The following is a 16,697-nucleotide window of genomic DNA, read 5'->3' as shown; positions in this document are numbered from 1 at the left end:
TCCGGGCTACGAGAGCGGCGACGAAGCTACTTCTTCCGCTTCTGCTCGATCACGTCCCAGATCTTCGCCGCCACGTCAGGGCCGCCGAGCCGCGCGATGGCGCGGATGCCGGTGGGCGAGGTCACGTTGATCTCGGTGAGGTTGCCGTTGATGACGTCGATGCCGACGAACAGCAGGCCCTTCTCGCGCAGCGCCGGGCCGACGGTGGCGGAGATCTCGCGCTCGCGCGGGGTGAGCTCGGTCTCCTGCGCCGCGCCGCCGCGCACCATGTTGGAGCGGAGATCGTCGGCGGCCGGCACGCGGTTCACCGCGCCGGCGAACTCGCCGTTGACGAGGATGATGCGCTTGTCGCCGTGCTTCACCTCGGGGATGAACTGCTGGATCACCCAGGGTTCCTTGAACGTCACCGAGAACATGTCGAACAGCGAGCCGAAATTCATGTCCTGCGGCATCACGCGGAACACCGCCGCGCCGCCATGGCCGTGCAGCGGCTTCATCACGACGGCGCCGTGCTGGTCGCGGAACGCGTTGATCTCATCGAGATCGCGCGAGATCAGCGTCGGCGGCATCAGCTGCGGAAAATTCATCACGAACAGTTTTTCCGGCGCGTTGCGCACCGAGGCCGGGTCGTTGACCACCAGCGTCTTCGGGTGGATGCGCTCCAGGAAGTGCGTCGAGGTGATGTAGGCGAGGTCGAACGGCGGGTCCTGGCGCAGCAGCACCACGTCGAAACCGTTGAGCGCCTCGCGCTTGGGCTCACCGAGGGTGAAATGATCGCCGGGCTCGTCGCGCACGGTCAGAAGCTGCACCGGCGCGACCAGCTCCTCGCCGACCATCGAGAGCTTGTCGGGCGTGTAGTAGGACAGGCCATGGCCGCGCTTCTGCGCCTCCAGCAGCAGCGCAAAGGTGGAATCGCCCTTGATGTTGATGCGGGCGATGGGGTCCATCTGGACGGCGACGTTCAGTTTCATGGTCTGCCTTTCAGGTCGAGGCGTCGAATGCCGCCAACACATGGCGCGGAAGCGAGCGCGGCGCAATCAGCATGGCGTCGAATCGCAATTCGAATTCGGCATGCTCGGGATGCGCCACGAGCCAGCCTTGGGCGGCGTTGATGATGCGTTGCTGCTGGCGGGGCGTGACGGCGTAGGCGGCGTCATCGAGGCTGGCGCGTGCCTTGACCTCGACGAAGGCGATCAGGTTGCGGCGGCGCGCCACGAGGTCGATCTCGCCATGCGGCGTGCGGTAGCGCTTTGCCAGGATGCGGTAGCCCTTGGCCATGAGATAGGCGGCGGCGCGGCTTTCCGCGGAGATGCCGGTGCGGAACGCGGCGACGCGCTCGGGCGCGGCGACTTTCGGTTCCGCCGGCACTTCAGCCTTCGCCATCGTCGCCCCGCAGATCTTTTGCGAGCTCGAGCGCGCGGGCATAGACCTCGCGGCGCGGCCGGCCCGATAGCGCGACGGCGTGCGCAACGGCATCCTTGACGCTATGCGCGGCGAGCTGCTCGCGCAGGAGATCGTCGAGCGCATCCGATGTCAGCACCTCGGCATCGGGCGCGGGCGGAGCGATCACCAGCACGAATTCGCCGCGCGTCTCCAGGGTCGCAGCGTCGCGCGCCAGCTCGTGCAGCGTCGCGCGCGAAATCTCCTCGTGCAGCTTGGTCAGTTCGCGGCAGATCGCGGCCTCGCGCGCCCCCATGATCTCGGCGAGCTCCGCCAGCGTATCCTGCACGCGGTTGCCGGATTCGAACATCACCAGCGTCGCATCGATGCGGGCGAGCTCGGCAAGGCGGCTGCGCCGCGCGGCGGATTTCGCCGGCAAAAAGCCTTCGAAGAAGAAGCGGTCGGTCGGCAGGGCTGCGACCGACAACGCCGCCAGCACCGAGGACGGGCCGGGCAGCGCATAAACCGCGTGGCCGGCGGCGCAGACCTCGCGCACCAGCTTGAAGCCGGGATCGGAGATCAGCGGCGTGCCGGCATCCGATACCAGCGCCACCGAACCGCCCTGCGCCAGCGCCTCCAGGATCTTCGGGCGCGCGGCTTCGGCGTTGTGCTCGTGATATTGCCTGAGCGTTGCTGCGATGTCGTAGCGCTCGGTCAGGCGGCGCGTGATGCGGGTGTCCTCGCAGGCGATCACGTCGACGCCGGCGAGCGTCTGCAGCGCGCGCAAGGTGATATCGCCGAGATTGCCGATGGGGGTCGCGACCAGGTGGAGGCCCGGCGCCGCTTTCGGGGCCGGGAGCCGATGGGCATCGATGGAGAAGCCGCGTGGGGCGGCGTCTGGGTCTTCAGGCGTATTTATCGGGGCCGGCTTTGCGCGCATAATGAAGTCAACTTAGGCACGATCCCCATGGCTGGGAACTGCTCTTCGAAAAGATCGTGCCGAGGTGAGGGGCGAGGAACGGACGGGAATGTGATCGACCCAAGGTCACGTCGAGGGGGAGTGAGGGCTCCCGTGCCATATTCGCGACGGAAACGCCGCCTTGATGCTACGCGACGAACGGCGAACAGCTGGCCGGGACGGGAAGGTAGCCGCGTTAAGCGGTCATTATCCTTTTGTTTTGGTTAACTATTTGCCGACACTATGCCTGAATCCGCGGCTTGTGTCGCGGCAAAGAATGTTGTGACCGGCTGGCGAGAGCCGGCCGGAAGAGAAGCTGTCATGCTGGGCCCGCGTCATCCAAAATCTCCCGTTCCGGGGCCCCTGTCATCGGGCGCGACCCGGCGGAGCGCGCTCGGCCTGCTGCTCGGCACGCCGCTGCTGTCGGCCTGCGCCGGCGTGCAGCAGAGCCTCAGCCAGTTCTCCAATCCGTTCTCGAGCTCCTCTGCGCCGCCGGCCCAGCCGGCAGGTCCCCCGCAACAGGCGACGACCGCCGGCAGCGGCGGGGTCAAGGTTGCGGTGATCCTGCCGCTCTCGGCCGCGGGCAATGCGGGTCTCGCCGCGCAGTCCATGCGCAATGCCGCCGAGATGGCGCTGGCCGAGTTCCAGAACCCGAACATCCAGCTGCTGATCAAGGACGACAATGGCAGCCCGCAGGGCGCTCAGGCCGGCGCGCAGCAGGCTGTCGAGGAGGGCGCCGAGATCATCCTGGGGCCGCTGTTCGCGCAATCGGTGCCGGCGGTGGCGCAGGTCGCGCGCGCCCGCAACATCCCGGTGATCGCGTTCTCGACCGATTCCAGCATCGCCGGCCGTGGCGTCTATCTGCTCTCGTTCCTGCCGGAGTCCGACGTCAACCGCATCGTCGAATATTCGGCCAGCATCGGGAAGCGCTCCTTTGCCGTGCTGCTGCCCGATAACGCCTATGGCAATGTCGTCGAGGCCGCCGTGAAGGCGGCGGTGCCGCGGCGCGGCGGGCGCATCGTCGCGTTCGAGAAATACGGCGCCGATCGCGCCACCCCGGCCCGGACCGTGGCGCAGCAGCTCGGCAGTGCGGATGCGCTGTTCATTGCCGACGACGGCGATGCGGTGGTGACGGTCGCGGATGCGATGACCGCGGCGGGCGCGAATTTGCGCAACATCCAGCTGCTCGGCACCGGCCTGTGGGACAATCCGCGCGTCTATGCGAGCGCGGCGCTGCAGGGCGGCCTCTATGCCGCGCCCGATCCGGCCGGCTTCCGCGCTTTCGCCGGCCGCTACCGCACGAAGTACGGCGCGGAGCCGATCCGCACCGCGACACTCGCCTATGATGCGGTCGCGCTGGTCGCCGCGCTGGCGCGCACGCAAGGCGGCCAGCGCTTCTCCTTCGATGTGCTCACCAACCCCTCCGGCTTCGCCGGCATCGACGGCCTGTTCCGCTTCCGCGCCGACGGCACCAATGAGCGCGGCCTCGCGGTGATGAAGGTGACGACGGGTGGTGGTGTTGCGGTGGCGGGCTCGCCGAAGAGTTTTGGGGCCTAGTGGTTTCGTAGCCCGGATGGAGCGCAGCGAAATCCGGGGTTCTTTCCGCGCGGCGAGACCGTCCCGGATTACGCTTCGCTCCATCCGGGCTACAAGATCTCGCTACGCCGCCAGATCCGCAACCACCGCATCCAGCACCGGGAAACCGCTGCTCGTCACGCGCAACCGTCCCGTCGTATCGACCGTGATCGCGCCCTCTTCGCGCAACAACGCGATGCGCTTGGGGTCGAGCGGGCGGCCGGAGAGGGCCTTGTAGCGCTCGGGGTCGATGCCTTCGACGAGGCGCAATCCCATCAGCAAAAATTCGTCGGCGCGCTCCTCGCTGTTGAGGAGATCGTCGGTGACGACGCCATGGCCGTTGGTCTCGACCCGCATCAGCCAGGCTTCGGGGCGCTTCTCGGTGGCGGTGGCATGGCGCACGCCGTCGATGTCGAGGCGGCCATGCGCGCCCGGGCCGATGCCGGCATATTCCTCGCCGCGCCAGTAGACCAGATTGTGCCGGCACTCGGCGCCGCGCCGCGCGTGGTTGGAAATCTCGTAGGCGGGTAGCCCGAGCTTGTCGCAGGTTTCCTGCGTGACGTCGTAGAGCGCGCGCGAGACGGCTTCGTCCGGCGTCTTCAATTTGCCGGCCTGGTGCAGGCCGAAGAACGGCGTGCCTTCCTCGATCGTCAATTGATAGAGCGACAGATGTTCGGCCGCTTCACTGATCGCCAGACGCAGCTCGTCGGCCCACATCGCCGGCGTCTGGTCGGGGCGGGCGTAGATCAGGTCGAACGAATAGCGGTCGAACGAGCGGCGCGCGATGGCGACGGCATCGAGCGCCTCGCGCGCGCTGTGCATGCGGCCCAGCGCCTTCAGCGAGGCATCATCAAGCGCCTGCACGCCGAGCGAGACGCGGTTGACACCGGCTGAGCGATAGCCGGCAAAGCGCGTGGCTTCGACACTGGTCGGATTCGCTTCCAGCGTCACTTCGACATCGCCTGCGACGGTCCAGTGCTTGCCGATGGCATCGAGCACCGCGCCGACGGTTGAAGGCTGCATCAGCGACGGCGTGCCGCCGCCGAGGAAGATCGAGGTGACCTCGCGGCCGGGCGCGCGCTCGGCGGTCGTTGCGATCTCGCGCGCGAAGGCGGAGGCAAAGCGCGCCTCGTCGATCGCGGCGTGGCGGACATGGCTGTTGAAGTCGCAATACGGGCACTTCGACAGGCAGAACGGCCAGTGCACATAGACGCCAAAAGCTTCCTTAGCGCGGCTCAAGGCAGATCTCCGCCAGTTTCACGAAGGCGCGGGCGCGATGCGACAGGCCGAGGCCGATCGGCGGCAGGCCGTGCTTCTCGATGCTTTCCATCTCGCCGAAGGTGCGCGCATGACCATCAGGCAGGAACATCGGGTCGTAACCGAAACCGGCGGTGCCGCGCGGCGGCCACACCAGCGTGCCGTCGACGCGCGCCTCGACCTCTTCGAGATGATCGTCGGGCCAGGCCACGCAGAGCGCGGAGACAAAATGCGCGGTGCGCTTGTCAGGGGCGGCAGCGCCCCGTTCCTGCAGCAGCCGCTCGATCTGCGCCATCGCTGCGTTGAAATCCTTGGTCGGACCGGCCCAGCGCGCGCTGTAGATGCCGGGCGCGCCGTCGAGCGCGTCGACGACGATACCGGAATCATCGGCGAAGGCCGGAAGCCTGGTCGCGCGCGCGGCCGCGATCGCCTTGATCGCGGCGTTGCTGCGGAAGTCGTTGCCGGTCTCATCGGGCTCATCCAGGCCGAGCTCACCGGCCGACACCGCCTCGATCCCGTACGGCGCAAGCAGCTCCTTCATCTCGGCGAGCTTGCCGGGATTGTGGGTGGCGATGACGAGCTTTCCGGTGATTCGGCGGTGCATGGGCCTATTGACTACGCGACAGCCAGTTTCTGCAAGTCCACGAGACGCGCGACGCCCTTGCGCGCCAGCGCCATCAGCGCCAGGAACTCTGCTTCCGTGAACGGCTCGCGTTCGGCGGTGCCCTGCACCTCGATGATGCGGCCATCGCCGGTCATGACGAAATTGGCGTCGGTCTGGGCTTCCGAATCCTCGGCATAGTCGAGATCGAGCACCGGCGTGCCATTGTAGATGCCGCAGGAGATCGCGGCGACGTTGTCGCGCATCACGTTGGCCTTGATCATGTTGCGCGCCTTCATCCAGCTGATGCAGTCGGCGAGCGCGACCCAGGCGCCGGTGATCGAGGCCGTGCGGGTGCCGCCGTCGGCCTGGAGCACGTCGCAATCGACCGTGATCTGGCGCTCGCCGAGCGCTTCGAGGTCGACGATGGTGCGAAGCGAGCGGCCGATCAGGCGCTGGATCTCGACCGTGCGGCCGCTCTGCTTGCCGGCGGAGGCCTCGCGGCGGGTGCGTTCGGAGGTCGCGCGCGGCAGCATGCCGTATTCGGCGGTGACCCAGCCGCGGCCCTGGCCCTTCAGCCACGGCGGCAGGCGGTCTTCCAGCGTGGCGGTGACCAGCACATGGGTGTCGCCGAATTTCACCAGGCATGAGCCTTCCGCATATTTGACCACGCCGCGCTCCAGCGTCACGGGGCGCAATTCGTCGGGCGCACGGCGGCTTGGCCGCATGGGAAATCCTCCAAAACTCTCGGAAAAGGGCTGTTCGCGGTGCTTGTAGGGGGGGTGAGGGTATGCGGCAAGGGGGAAGATCGGCGCTTGTTCGCCCCCGGTTTTCCACCCCGCAAACGCCACGCTTGTCAGAACCGTCCCGGATGGACAAATTATGAGCATCTGAGAGGAGTTACCGTCTGTGGCCCAACACGATCCGATCCATCTGATCGCGCCGCGCGCAGGCCTCGCCCAGCTCAACGAGCGTTCCCGCGACATCTTTCGTCAAATTGTCGAAAGCTATCTCGCGACCGGCGAGCCGGTCGGCTCGCGCAACATTTCCCGCCTGATCGCCATGCCGCTGTCGCCGGCCTCGGTCCGCAACGTCATGGCGGACCTGGAACAGCTCGGCCTGATCTATGCCCCGCACACCTCGGCGGGCCGGCTGCCGACGGAACTCGGCCTGCGCTTCTTCGTCGACGCCCTGATGCAGGTCGGCGATCTCACCGAGGCCGAACGGCAGTCGATCCAGAGCCAGCTTGCCACGGTCGGCCAGGCCCAGTCGGTCGAGGCGGCGCTGGACCAGGCGCTGACGCGCCTGTCGGGCCTGACCCGCGCCGCGGCGGTGGTTTTGACGCCGAAATCCAATGCCCGGCTCAAGCACATCGAATTCGTCCGCCTGGAACCGGAAAAAGCGCTGGTGATCCTGGTCGGCGAGGACGGCCAGGTCGAAAACCGCGTGCTGACGCTGCCGCCGGGAGTTCCATCGTCCGCGATCACCGAAGCCGGCAATTTCCTCAATGCCCGGATTCGCGGCCGGACCCTGGCCGAGGCGCGGCTCGAGCTCGAAACCGCGCTCGGACAAGCCCGCGCCGAGCTCGATCAGCTGACACAGAAAGTGATCTCGGCCGGTATCGCCAGCTGGTCGGGCGGCGAGAGCGAGGACCGCCAGCTCATCGTCCGCGGCCACGCCAATCTGCTGGAAGATCTGCACGCGCTGGAGGATCTGGAACGGGTGCGCCTGTTGTTCGACGATCTCGAGACCAAGCGCGGCGTGATCGACCTGCTCGGCCGCGCCGAGACCGCCGAGGGTGTGCGCATCTTCATCGGTTCGGAGAACAAGCTGTTTTCACTGTCGGGCTCCTCCACCATCATCTCGCCGTATCGGGATGCCGCCGGCCACATCGTCGGTGTTTTGGGCGTGATCGGGCCGACGCGGCTGAATTACGCCCGCGTGATCCCGACCGTGGACTATGCCGCCCGCATCGTCAGCCGCCTTCTGGGGGGCTGACCGGCATTTGCGCCGATCACGGGCGCTTGATTTTCGCGCGCTTAGGCACGATATCCGGGCCAACAATCCCTGGAAACGAGTTCGAGATTAGAGCCGATGACCGAGCAAGACCGGCAACCCGAAGACACGACTGCAGCGACCGGCGAGCCCGTGGTGTCAAAACCCTACATCATGCCCGACGATCCCGAGCCCGGCTCGGTCGAAATGTTGCAGAAGGAAGCCGCCGAGGCGCGTGACCGCATGCTGCGGACGCTGGCCGAGATGGAGAATTTGCGCAAGCGCACCACCAAGGAGGTCGCTGACGCCCGCCTCTACGGCATCACCGGTTTTGCCCGCGACGTGCTCGACATCGCCGACAATCTCCAGCGCGCGCTCGATGCCGTTCCGGCCGAGGCCCGTGCCACCGCCGATCCCGGCCTGATCTCGCTGATCGAGGGCGTCGAGCTCACCGAGCGCTCGCTGCTCAATGCGCTGGAAAAGCACGGCGTGAAGAAGCTCGATCCGTTGGGCCAGAAGTTCGACCCGAACTTCCACCAGGCGATGTACGAGGTGCCTGATGCGTCGGTGCCGTCGGGCACCGTGGTGCAGATCATGCAGGCCGGCTACACCATCGGCGACCGCGTGCTGCGTCCGGCCCTCGTCGGCGTCGCCAAGGGCGGCGCGAAGGCCGCGCCTGCGGCGAACAACAACGAGTCGAGCGGCGCGACGAACTAAGTGTTGACGTCATTCCGGGTTCGATGCTGCGCATCGAACCGGAATGACTGATTGGCACCTACGCGCTCACCGCAATATCGCTCGACTGAATCCGCTTCACGCCGGCCTTGGCCATGTCGGCCCAGGCCTTTGCCAGCGAGCCCTGGGTGTCGATGCCGCGGCAGGCGTCTTCCACCACATGGACCTCGAAGCCGGCCTTGCGCGCGTCCAGCGCGGTCCAGGCGACGCAGAAGTCCGTCGCAAGGCCAGCGACGAAGACGCGCTTGATCTTGCGGCCCTTCAGGTAGCCGGCGAGACCCGTCGAGGTCTTGCCGTCGGCTTCGAGGAAGGCCGAGTAGCTGTCGACGTCCTTGTGAAAGCCCTTGCGGATGATGAGCTCGGCGTGCGGGATCGACAGGTCCTTCGACAACGCGGCGCCATCGGTGCCTTGCACGCAATGGTCCGGCCACAGCACCTGCTTGCCGTAAGGAAGATCGATGGTCTCGAAGGGCTTCTTGCCGGAGTGGACTGACGCAAACGAGACGTGGCCGGGCGTGTGCCAGTCCTGCGTCATCACCACGTTCGAAAATGCTTTTGCGATTCTGTTGATGACGGGCACCACCTGCTCGCCTTCCTTCACTGCGAGACTGCCGCCGGGCAGGAAGCAGTTCTGCACGTCGATCACGAGCAGCGCGGACGCATCGTCCGGCTTGATCGATGTCGCTGCAGGCAGCGCGGTTGGCGCGAGGGTTGCCAGCGCCGTCGTTCCAAGCGCCGCGAGGATTTGTCGCCGATCCAGCATCGTTCGTCTCCCTCCAGGATGATCCAACGGGAGGGAAGCCTAGTTCCGTTCGTATACGAACAGAAGCCCGAAAATGCAGCCGGTATTGGTGAGGGGTTGGGCTGCCAGCCCCAACATCACTGTCGTCCCGGACAAGCGCGCCCGCAGGCGCGCGCCGATCCGGGACCCATACCCCCAGGGAGATGTTTGGCGAAGGCTCTTCGTTGGTACTGCGACCGACCACAATCGCGAAATCACGCGGTATGGGTCCCCGCGTTCGCGGGGACGACACTGAGTATGCCGCGTGTCGCCTACCCCTTCGGCTGAATCCCGTCGCGCACGGCGCGGAAGCGGGTGAAGGCGGCTTGCCACTGGTCGCGCGGGGCGCTGGCGATGATGCGCAGCGAGGCGCCGCCGCTGGAGAAGCGGATCCACTGCACCACGGTCACCGGCGTCTTGTCCTTGCCGCTGACGCCGTCGATCCGGGTCTCAAAACCCTGCTGGCCGTTGATGCGGATCGGCTCCGACATGGTGACGCGGGATTCGCGCACGCCGGGGATCTGCAGCGCGGCCTCCTGGGCGAAGCGGGCGCGGTCGTCGGCGGCTTGCGGTGTGGCGCCGATCAGGCCGAGGATCATGAACGGCTTCGACTCATAGCCTGCGCTCTCGTTGCCGTCGGCCAGGATGATGCTCGAGCCCGGCGCCAGCGTGCGGATGTCCTTGAAGTCGGCGAGATCGGTGATCTTGAACGGCATCAGCGCGATCTGCTCTTCGGCCGAGACCTGCTTGCGGGTCGTGGCGCTCGCAAACATCTGCCGCACCGCCTCGTCGGTATAGATCTTGGTCGCATTCTCCGGGATCTGCACCGCGACATAGCCGGAGAAGCCGGCGCCCGGCACGATCATCGAGTAGCGCTTCACCGGGGTCTCGCCGGCCTTGCCGCTCTCGGTGGTGAAATAGGCAAGGCCCGCGGGACTCTCGATCTTGTCCTGCTTGACGCCGCCAGCGCCGGCCGGATTGGAGTTGAAGGCGCTCACGACCTCGCCATAGGCCGCCGGCGGCAGCTCGGTGATCAGCACCTTGACGCTGCCGTCCTCGCTCTCGAAGCCCGGAAAGGTTTTTGCCGTGCTGAGGCCGACCAGCGGCACCATGCCGAGGCGCAGGCCGGGCGGGAAGACGGCGTCGGCAGCCAGGGCCGGAAGCGCGGAGGCGATGAGAAAGGCGAGCGCGGCGAGGGGGCGGATCAGCTTCATGGGCACTCTGATTGGTTCACATTGAGGCCGTTCGATGGTCTTCCACCGGGCCGCATTGTCGCGCGAAGCCGCCTTGCGCGGCTGTCGGCCGGCCCGCCTTTTAGCGGGTTTGGCCCCGCCGTAACAGGGTGTGGCGGGTTGCCGGGCCGGGGCGTGCGGATCGACCGACCTGTTAATATTTCCTCACCCGCAAGGGCGGTTGAGCCCGGATATCAGCTCCTAAAACCCAATGTTTTCACGGCCGAAACGTTGCTTCGGTCCTTGCGGCCCCCTCCCCCCCTCCTATATGAGCCTCAATCATCGCAATATCGCGGATGTTTGATCTTAGGGGGTTTCGGTTCGGGTGCCTTCTGGGCCCAGCCAACCTGCCGCAAAAAGAAGGATATCAGGACCATGGGAAAGGTCATTGGGATCGACCTCGGCACCACGAACTCGTGCGTCGCCGTGATGGATGGCAAAAACGCCAAAGTTATCGAGAATTCCGAAGGCATGCGCACGACGCCTTCGATCGTCGCCGTGACGGACGACGGTGAGCGCCTCGTCGGCCAGCCTGCCAAGCGCCAGGCCGTTACCAATCCCGAGCGTACGTTCTTCGCAGTGAAGCGCCTGATCGGCCGCCGCTACGACGACCCGATGGTCGAGAAGGACAAGAAGCTCGTTCCGTACAAGATCGTGAAGGCTTCCAACGGCGACGCCTGGGTCGAGGCCGACGGCCAGACCTACTCGCCCTCGCAGGTCTCGGCGTTCATCCTGCAGAAGATGAAGGAGACCGCGGAAGCCCATCTCGGCCAGAAGGTCGACCAGGCCGTCATCACCGTTCCCGCCTACTTCAACGACGCCCAGCGCCAGGCGACCAAGGACGCCGGCAAGATCGCGGGCCTTGAAGTGCTGCGCATCATCAACGAGCCGACCGCGGCCGCGCTCGCCTATGGCCTCGACAAGACCAAGGCCGGCACGATCGCCGTGTACGACCTCGGCGGCGGCACCTTCGATATCTCCATTCTCGAAATCGGCGACGGCGTGTTCGAGGTGAAGTCGACCAACGGCGACACCTTCCTCGGCGGTGAAGATTTCGACATGCGCCTGGTCGGCTATCTCGCCGACGAGTTCCAGAAGGAGCAGGGCATCAACCTGCGCAACGACAAGCTCGCGTTGCAGCGCCTGAAGGAAGCCGCTGAAAAGGCCAAGATCGAGCTGTCGTCGACGACGCAGACCGAGATCAACCTGCCCTTCATCACCGCGGACCAGACCGGCCCGAAGCATCTGACGATGAAGCTCACCCGCGCCAAGTTCGAGGCGCTGGTCGACGACCTCATCCAGAAGACCGTCGAGCCCTGCCGCAAGGCGCTGAAGGACGCCGGCGTCACTGCCGGTGAGATCGGCGAAGTGGTGCTGGTCGGCGGCATGTCGCGCATGCCGAAGGTCCAGGAAGTCGTGAAGCAGCTGTTCGGCAAGGAGCCGCACAAGGGCGTCAACCCGGACGAAGTCGTGGCGATCGGTGCCGCGATCCAGGCCGGCGTGCTCCAGGGCGACGTCAAGGACGTGCTGCTGCTCGACGTGACCCCGCTGTCGCTGGGCATCGAGACGCTGGGCGGCGTGTTCACCCGCATCATCGACCGCAACACCACGATCCCGACCAAGAAGAGCCAGGTGTTCTCGACGGCTGAGGACAATCAGAATGCCGTCACCATCCGCGTCTTCCAGGGCGAGCGTGAAATGGCGGCCGACAACAAGATGCTCGGCCAGTTCGACCTGATGGGTATTCCGCCGGCTCCGCGCGGCATGCCGCAGATCGAGGTGACCTTCGACATCGACGCCAACGGCATCGTCAACGTCTCGGCCAAGGACAAGGCGACCGGCAAGGAGCAGCAGATCCGCATCCAGGCCTCGGGCGGCCTGTCGGAAGCCGACATCGAGAAGATGGTCAAGGACGCCGAGGCCAATGCCGAGGCGGACAAGAAGCGCCGCGAGGCCGTCACCGCCAAGAACGAGGCGGATGGTCTGGTGCATTCGACCGAGAAGGCTCTTGCCGAGCACGGTTCGAAGGTCGCCGAGACCGAGCGCCGCGCCATCGAGGATGCCGTCAGCGACCTCAAGGAAGCGCTGAAGGGCGACGATGCCGAGGCGATCAAGGCCAAGACCCAGACGCTGGCCCAGGCTTCGATGAAGCTCGGCGAGGCCATGTACAAGCAGCAGGCCGAGGCCGACGCCAAGAAGGACGCGGCCAAGGACGACGTCGTCGACGCGGAGTTCACCGAAGTCGACGACGACAAGAACAACAAGAAGTCCGCCTGAACCCTGAGAGGGTCATGATGCGGACGGCTTGCACCCCACACGCGCTACCGGCCTCCTCCCTCACGGGGGAGGCCGTCGTGTCGGGACGGATGGGCCAAGACGCTTCTAAAGTCAGCCCCGTTACGATCGATCAATTCCCAGCCGTTATTCTCAACGCCGCCGTGTCGCCCTCTGCCGCAAGGCGGAAGGCTGCCTATATGGTCGCGTGGCGACATCGTTTCGCTCCGACTTGACTCGCGATTGGATAGACCGAGCCCGCCATGTCCACCAAGCGCTGCTATTACGAAACCCTCGAAGTCGAACGCTCCGCTGACGATTCCGTCCTGAAATCGTCCTTCCGCAAGCTGGCGATGAAGTTCCACCCCGACCGCAATCCCGGGGACGACACCAGCGAGGTCAAGTTCAAGGAAATCAACGAGGCCTACGAGGTCCTGAAGGACAAGGACAAGCGCGCGGCCTATGACCGCTTCGGCCATGCGGCCTTCGAGCAGGGCGGCGGCGGCGCCGGTTTCGGCGCAGGCTTCGCCTCCTCCTTCTCCGACATTTTCGAAGATCTGTTCGGCATGGCCGGACAGCGCGGCCGCGGCGGCCGCGAGCGCGGCGCCGATCTGCGCTACAACATGGAGATCACGCTCGAGGAAGCCTTTGGCGGCAAGACCGCGCAGATCGAGATCCCGGTCTCGGTCACCTGCGAGGCCTGCTCGGGCATCGGCGCCAAGGCCGGCACCAAGCCGAAGACCTGCTCGACCTGCGGCGGCGCTGGCCGCGTGCGGCAGTCGCAGGGCTTCTTCACGCTCGAACGCACCTGCCCGGGCTGCCAGGGCCGTGGCCAGATGATCGAGGACGCCTGCCCGTCCTGCTCGGGCCAGGGCCGCGTCACCCGCGAGCGCACGCTCTCGGTCAACATTCCCCAAGGTGTCGAGGATGGCACGAGGATCAGGCTCGCCGGCGAAGGCGAGGCCGGCGTCCGTGGTGGTCCGCCGGGCGACCTCTACATCTTCCTGTCGCTGGCCCAGCACCAGTTCTTCCAGCGCGACGGCGCCGATTTGCATTGCCGGGTGCCGATCTCGATGGTGACGGCCGCGCTTGGCGGTGAATTCGAGGTGCCGACCATCGACAAGGCCAAGGCCAAGGTGAAGGTCCCGGCCGGGACCCAGTCCAACCGTCGATTCCGCATTGCATCAAAAGGCATGCCGGTGCTGCGCTCCCGCCAGACCGGCGACATGTACGTCCAAGTCGTGGTCGAGACCCCGCAGAACCTCACCAAGAAGCAGCAGGAATTGCTGGCCGAGTTCGAAAAGCTCTCCTCCGGTAACACCCAGCCGGAATCCGAGGGTTTCTTCGCCAAGGTCAAGGACTTCTTCGGTAATCGGGCGGGCTGACTCGGCTTGACCGTATCGCCTGCGGCCTATACCTGTTTATGACCATTTTCTGACACGCCGCGTCCCGCGGTCCCGTCCGGTCCTGACATGCCATTGCCATCGTCCGCGCGTGCGTTGAAGAAGCCTCGTCTCGACGACGAGGTGCGCTTTCTGAGATCGTGGATCGAAAAGCCCCTCCACATGGGCGCGGTGATGCCGTCGGGCAAGCTCTTGGCCCGGACCATGGCCCATTACGTCGACGTCGATTCCGACGCACCGGTGGTCGAGCTCGGGCCCGGCACCGGCGCCATCACCTCGGCGCTGATCGAGCGTGGTGTCGACCAGAAGCGTCTCGTCCTCGTCGAATACAATCCCGGCTTCTGCGCGCTGCTGCGCGACCGTTACCCGCAAGCCAAGGTCGTACAGGGCGATGCCTACCGCCTCCGCGACACGCTCTGGAACGTGCTCGGCGCGCCCGCCGGTGCGGTTGTCTCGGGCCTCCCGCTGGTCACGAAACCGATGCTGACGCGGCTGCGGCTCATTCGCGATGCCTTCACGGCGCTGGCGCCCGGCGCGCCCTTCGTCCAGTTCACCTATGCGGTCGTGCCGCCGATCCCGAAATCGCTGCCCGGCGTGTCCACAGAGGCCTCGGAACGGATCTGGATGAACCTTCCGCCGGCCCGCGTCTGGGTGTATCGCAAGGACTAATTCCGCCGGCGTTGCTCTTTGCGCGGCGGGCTCGTTTCGCCGAACGCATGGAAGCGGATGTCCGCACCTAAAATCCTGGTCATTCCCGGCTCGCTGCGCACCGGCTCGCACAATGCGAAGCTGGCGGCGGTCATAGCCTATGAGTTCGCCCGGGCCGGCGTCGACGTCACCCGCATCTCGCTCGCCGATTTTCCGCTGCCGATCTATGACGGCGATCTCCAGGCCAAGTCCGGCGTGCCCAAGAACGCGATCAATCTGAAGCGCATGATCGGCGCGCATCACGGCGTGCTGATCGTCTCGCCCGAATACAATGCCTCGGTGCCGCCGCTGCTCAAGAACGCGATCGACTGGGTCAGCCGCGTCCACGATCTGCACGAGGCGCGCGGGGCGGTGTTCCGCGATCGCACCTTTGCACTCGCCGGCGCTTCGCAGAGCCGGTTAGGTGCCGCCCGCGCGCTGCAGGCATTGCGGCTGATCCTGACCTCCTGCCACGCCAATGTGATTGCCAGCCAGCTCGCGCTCGCCTTTGCCGACCAGGCCTATGACGATATGGACCGGCTGAAGAACGAGGGCGATATCGCCGCGTTGAAGGAGCTGGTCGCGCAGTTGATCGACGTTTCCCAACGCATGATGTGAGGTGACATGACGCCCGCCGAAATCGCCCCGAAAGACCGCCTGATCGTTGCGCTCGATCTGCCGAGCGTTGATGCCGCGGAGGCGATGATCGCGAAGCTCGGCGACAGCGTCTCGTTCTACAAGATCGGCTACCAGCTCGCCTATGCCGGCGGCCTGCCGCTGATCGGCAAGCTCGCCGACAAGGGCAAGAAGGTTTTTGCCGATCTCAAGATGCACGACATCGGCAACACGGTGACGCGCGGTGTGGAGAGCGTGGCCAGGCTGGGCGCGACCTTCGTCACCGTGCACGCCTATCCGCAGACCATGAAGGGCGCCGTCGAAGGCCGCGGCAGCGCCAGCCTGAAGATTCTCGCCGTCACGGTGCTGACCTCCTACAACGACGATGATCTGCACGCCGCCGGTTATCGGCTCAGCGTCTCCGAGCTGGTCGAGGCGCGTGCGCAGCAGGCGCAGGTGCTCGGCGTCGATGGCCTCGTGTCCTCGCCCGAAGAAGTCGGAGCCCTGCGAAAAATCGTCGGCCATCAGATGAGCCTCGTCACCCCCGGCATCCGCCCGGCGGGCGCGGCCAGCGGCGACCAGAAGCGCATCATGACGCCGGGCCGCGCGATCACCGCGGGCGCCGATTATCTCGTCGTCGGGCGACCGGTGGTGGAAGCTGCCGACCCCAAATCTGTCGCAGACGCCATCCACGCCGAGATCGCGCAGGCGCTCGGCTAACCACCGACACCAAGGGAGAAGAAGAATGGCAAAAGGCTACTGGATCGGACGCGTCGATGTGAGCAATGACGAGGGCTACAAGCCTTACGCCGTCGCCAATCTCGCGATCTTCAAGAAGCACGGCGGCCATTATGTCGTCCGTGGCGGCCGCTTCACCTCCGTCGAAGGCCAGAGTCGGACCCGCAACGTGGTGATCGAATTCCCGAACTACGAGGCTGCAATCGCCTGCTACAACTCGCCGGAATACCAGGCCAACATCAAGGTACGCGCGCCGCACTCGATCGCCGACCTCATCATCATCGAGGGCTATGACGGCCCGCAGCCGTCGGAGTCGTAGATTTCGATTGAGGCGCTCTCTTGCCCTCCCCTGGAGGGGGAGGGTCGGCACGTAATCGAGCGAAGCGAGATTGCGTGACGGGGTGGGGTGATCTCTCCACTCGGGCACTGTTCGTCGCGGAGGGACCGTCACCCCACCCCGCTCGCG

Annotated in this window: 17 protein-coding genes; 9 read left to right on the top strand and 8 right to left on the bottom strand. The window is 65.9% G+C overall.

The window, feature by feature from the left end:
• Positions 1–26 precede the first annotated feature (26 nt).
• The 3 genes from gshB to rsmI are packed head-to-tail and all read right to left on the bottom strand — an operon-like array spanning position 27 to position 2,320.
• On the bottom strand, positions 27–971 hold the full coding sequence (gene gshB, locus IQ16_RS02155; protein ID WP_018645002.1) for a glutathione synthase: 945 nt from the start codon (positions 969–971) through the stop codon (positions 27–29).
• Positions 972–981: 10 nt separating this feature from the next.
• Positions 982–1,383, bottom strand: coding sequence for a YraN family protein (locus tag IQ16_RS02150; RefSeq protein ID WP_018645003.1), 402 nt, complete (start codon positions 1,381–1,383; stop codon positions 982–984).
• Positions 1,370–2,320 (bottom strand): 16S rRNA (cytidine(1402)-2'-O)-methyltransferase, encoded by a 951-nt coding sequence (gene rsmI / locus IQ16_RS02145; RefSeq protein WP_018645004.1) that lies wholly within the window; start codon positions 2,318–2,320, stop codon positions 1,370–1,372. The genes IQ16_RS02150 and rsmI overlap by 14 nt, the downstream gene beginning before the upstream one ends.
• A 339-nt stretch (positions 2,321–2,659) precedes the next feature.
• Here rsmI and IQ16_RS02140 point away from each other — a divergent pair, with 339 nt between their 5' ends.
• Entirely contained in the window at positions 2,660–3,895 is a 1,236-nt protein-coding gene (locus IQ16_RS02140) for a penicillin-binding protein activator (protein WP_026312303.1), read from the top strand.
• Positions 3,896–3,997: 102 nt separating this feature from the next.
• Here the strand turns inward: IQ16_RS02140 and hemW are convergent, their stop codons facing one another.
• The 3 genes from hemW to rph are packed head-to-tail and all read right to left on the bottom strand — an operon-like array spanning position 3,998 to position 6,499.
• Positions 3,998–5,152 (bottom strand): radical SAM family heme chaperone HemW, encoded by a 1,155-nt coding sequence (hemW, locus tag IQ16_RS02135; RefSeq protein WP_018645006.1) that lies wholly within the window; start codon positions 5,150–5,152, stop codon positions 3,998–4,000.
• On the bottom strand, positions 5,139–5,774 hold the full coding sequence (gene rdgB, locus IQ16_RS02130) for an RdgB/HAM1 family non-canonical purine NTP pyrophosphatase (RefSeq protein ID WP_018645007.1): 636 nt from the start codon (positions 5,772–5,774) through the stop codon (positions 5,139–5,141). The genes hemW and rdgB overlap by 14 nt, the downstream gene beginning before the upstream one ends.
• An 11-nt stretch (positions 5,775–5,785) precedes the next feature.
• Positions 5,786–6,499, bottom strand: a complete 714-nt coding sequence (rph, locus tag IQ16_RS02125) for a ribonuclease PH (protein WP_018645008.1) — start codon at positions 6,497–6,499, stop codon at positions 5,786–5,788.
• Positions 6,500–6,680: 181 nt separating this feature from the next.
• On the opposite strand from rph, the gene hrcA reads away from it, so the two are divergent.
• Complete coding sequence (gene hrcA, locus IQ16_RS02120; RefSeq protein WP_018645009.1) at positions 6,681–7,769, top strand: heat-inducible transcriptional repressor HrcA; 1,089 nt, start codon at positions 6,681–6,683, stop codon at positions 7,767–7,769.
• 96 nt (positions 7,770–7,865) lie between these two features.
• Positions 7,866–8,483 carry a nucleotide exchange factor GrpE gene (gene grpE, locus IQ16_RS02115; RefSeq protein ID WP_018645010.1) on the top strand — a complete coding sequence of 206 codons (618 nt, stop codon included), beginning with the start codon at positions 7,866–7,868 and terminating at the stop codon, positions 8,481–8,483.
• Between the two features lie 58 nt (positions 8,484–8,541).
• Here grpE and pncA read toward each other — a convergent pair whose 3' ends face one another.
• Both pncA and IQ16_RS02105 read right to left on the bottom strand, forming a co-directional pair.
• Positions 8,542–9,264: a bifunctional nicotinamidase/pyrazinamidase gene (gene pncA / locus IQ16_RS02110; protein ID WP_018645011.1), complete on the bottom strand. Its 723-nt coding sequence runs from the start codon at positions 9,262–9,264 to the stop codon at positions 8,542–8,544.
• Positions 9,265–9,554: 290 nt separating this feature from the next.
• Positions 9,555–10,496 carry a hypothetical protein gene (locus IQ16_RS02105; RefSeq protein WP_026312304.1) on the bottom strand — a complete coding sequence of 314 codons (942 nt, stop codon included), beginning with the start codon at positions 10,494–10,496 and terminating at the stop codon, positions 9,555–9,557.
• A gap of 393 nt (positions 10,497–10,889) precedes the next feature.
• On the opposite strand from IQ16_RS02105, the gene dnaK reads away from it, so the two are divergent.
• The 6 genes from dnaK (at position 10,890) to IQ16_RS02070 (ending at position 16,550) form a co-directional block, all read left to right on the top strand.
• Positions 10,890–12,791 (top strand): molecular chaperone DnaK, encoded by a 1,902-nt coding sequence (gene dnaK / locus IQ16_RS02100; protein ID WP_018645013.1) that lies wholly within the window; start codon positions 10,890–10,892, stop codon positions 12,789–12,791.
• 260 nt (positions 12,792–13,051) lie between these two features.
• Entirely contained in the window at positions 13,052–14,173 is a 1,122-nt protein-coding gene (gene dnaJ / locus IQ16_RS02090; protein WP_018645014.1) for a molecular chaperone DnaJ, read from the top strand.
• Positions 14,174–14,260: 87 nt separating this feature from the next.
• A complete protein-coding gene (locus tag IQ16_RS02085; RefSeq protein ID WP_018645015.1) occupies positions 14,261–14,860 on the top strand; it encodes a class I SAM-dependent methyltransferase in 600 nt (199 codons plus the stop codon).
• 57 nt (positions 14,861–14,917) lie between these two features.
• Positions 14,918–15,496 (top strand): NADPH-dependent FMN reductase, encoded by a 579-nt coding sequence (locus IQ16_RS02080; protein ID WP_020607974.1) that lies wholly within the window; start codon positions 14,918–14,920, stop codon positions 15,494–15,496.
• A 6-nt stretch (positions 15,497–15,502) separates the two neighbouring features.
• Complete coding sequence (pyrF, locus tag IQ16_RS02075; protein ID WP_018645017.1) at positions 15,503–16,213, top strand: orotidine-5'-phosphate decarboxylase; 711 nt, start codon at positions 15,503–15,505, stop codon at positions 16,211–16,213.
• A 25-nt stretch (positions 16,214–16,238) separates the two neighbouring features.
• Positions 16,239–16,550, top strand: coding sequence for a DUF1330 domain-containing protein (locus IQ16_RS02070; protein WP_018645018.1), 312 nt, complete (start codon positions 16,239–16,241; stop codon positions 16,548–16,550).
• Positions 16,551–16,697: the final 147 nt, after the last annotated feature.

The organism is Bradyrhizobium huanghuaihaiense, from assembly GCF_007830635.1.
Taxonomy (GTDB): Bacteria; Pseudomonadota; Alphaproteobacteria; order Rhizobiales; family Xanthobacteraceae; genus Bradyrhizobium; species Bradyrhizobium huanghuaihaiense.
The sequence above is the reverse complement of the archived record's forward strand: the minus strand, read 5'-3'. Positions and strand labels throughout refer to the sequence as shown.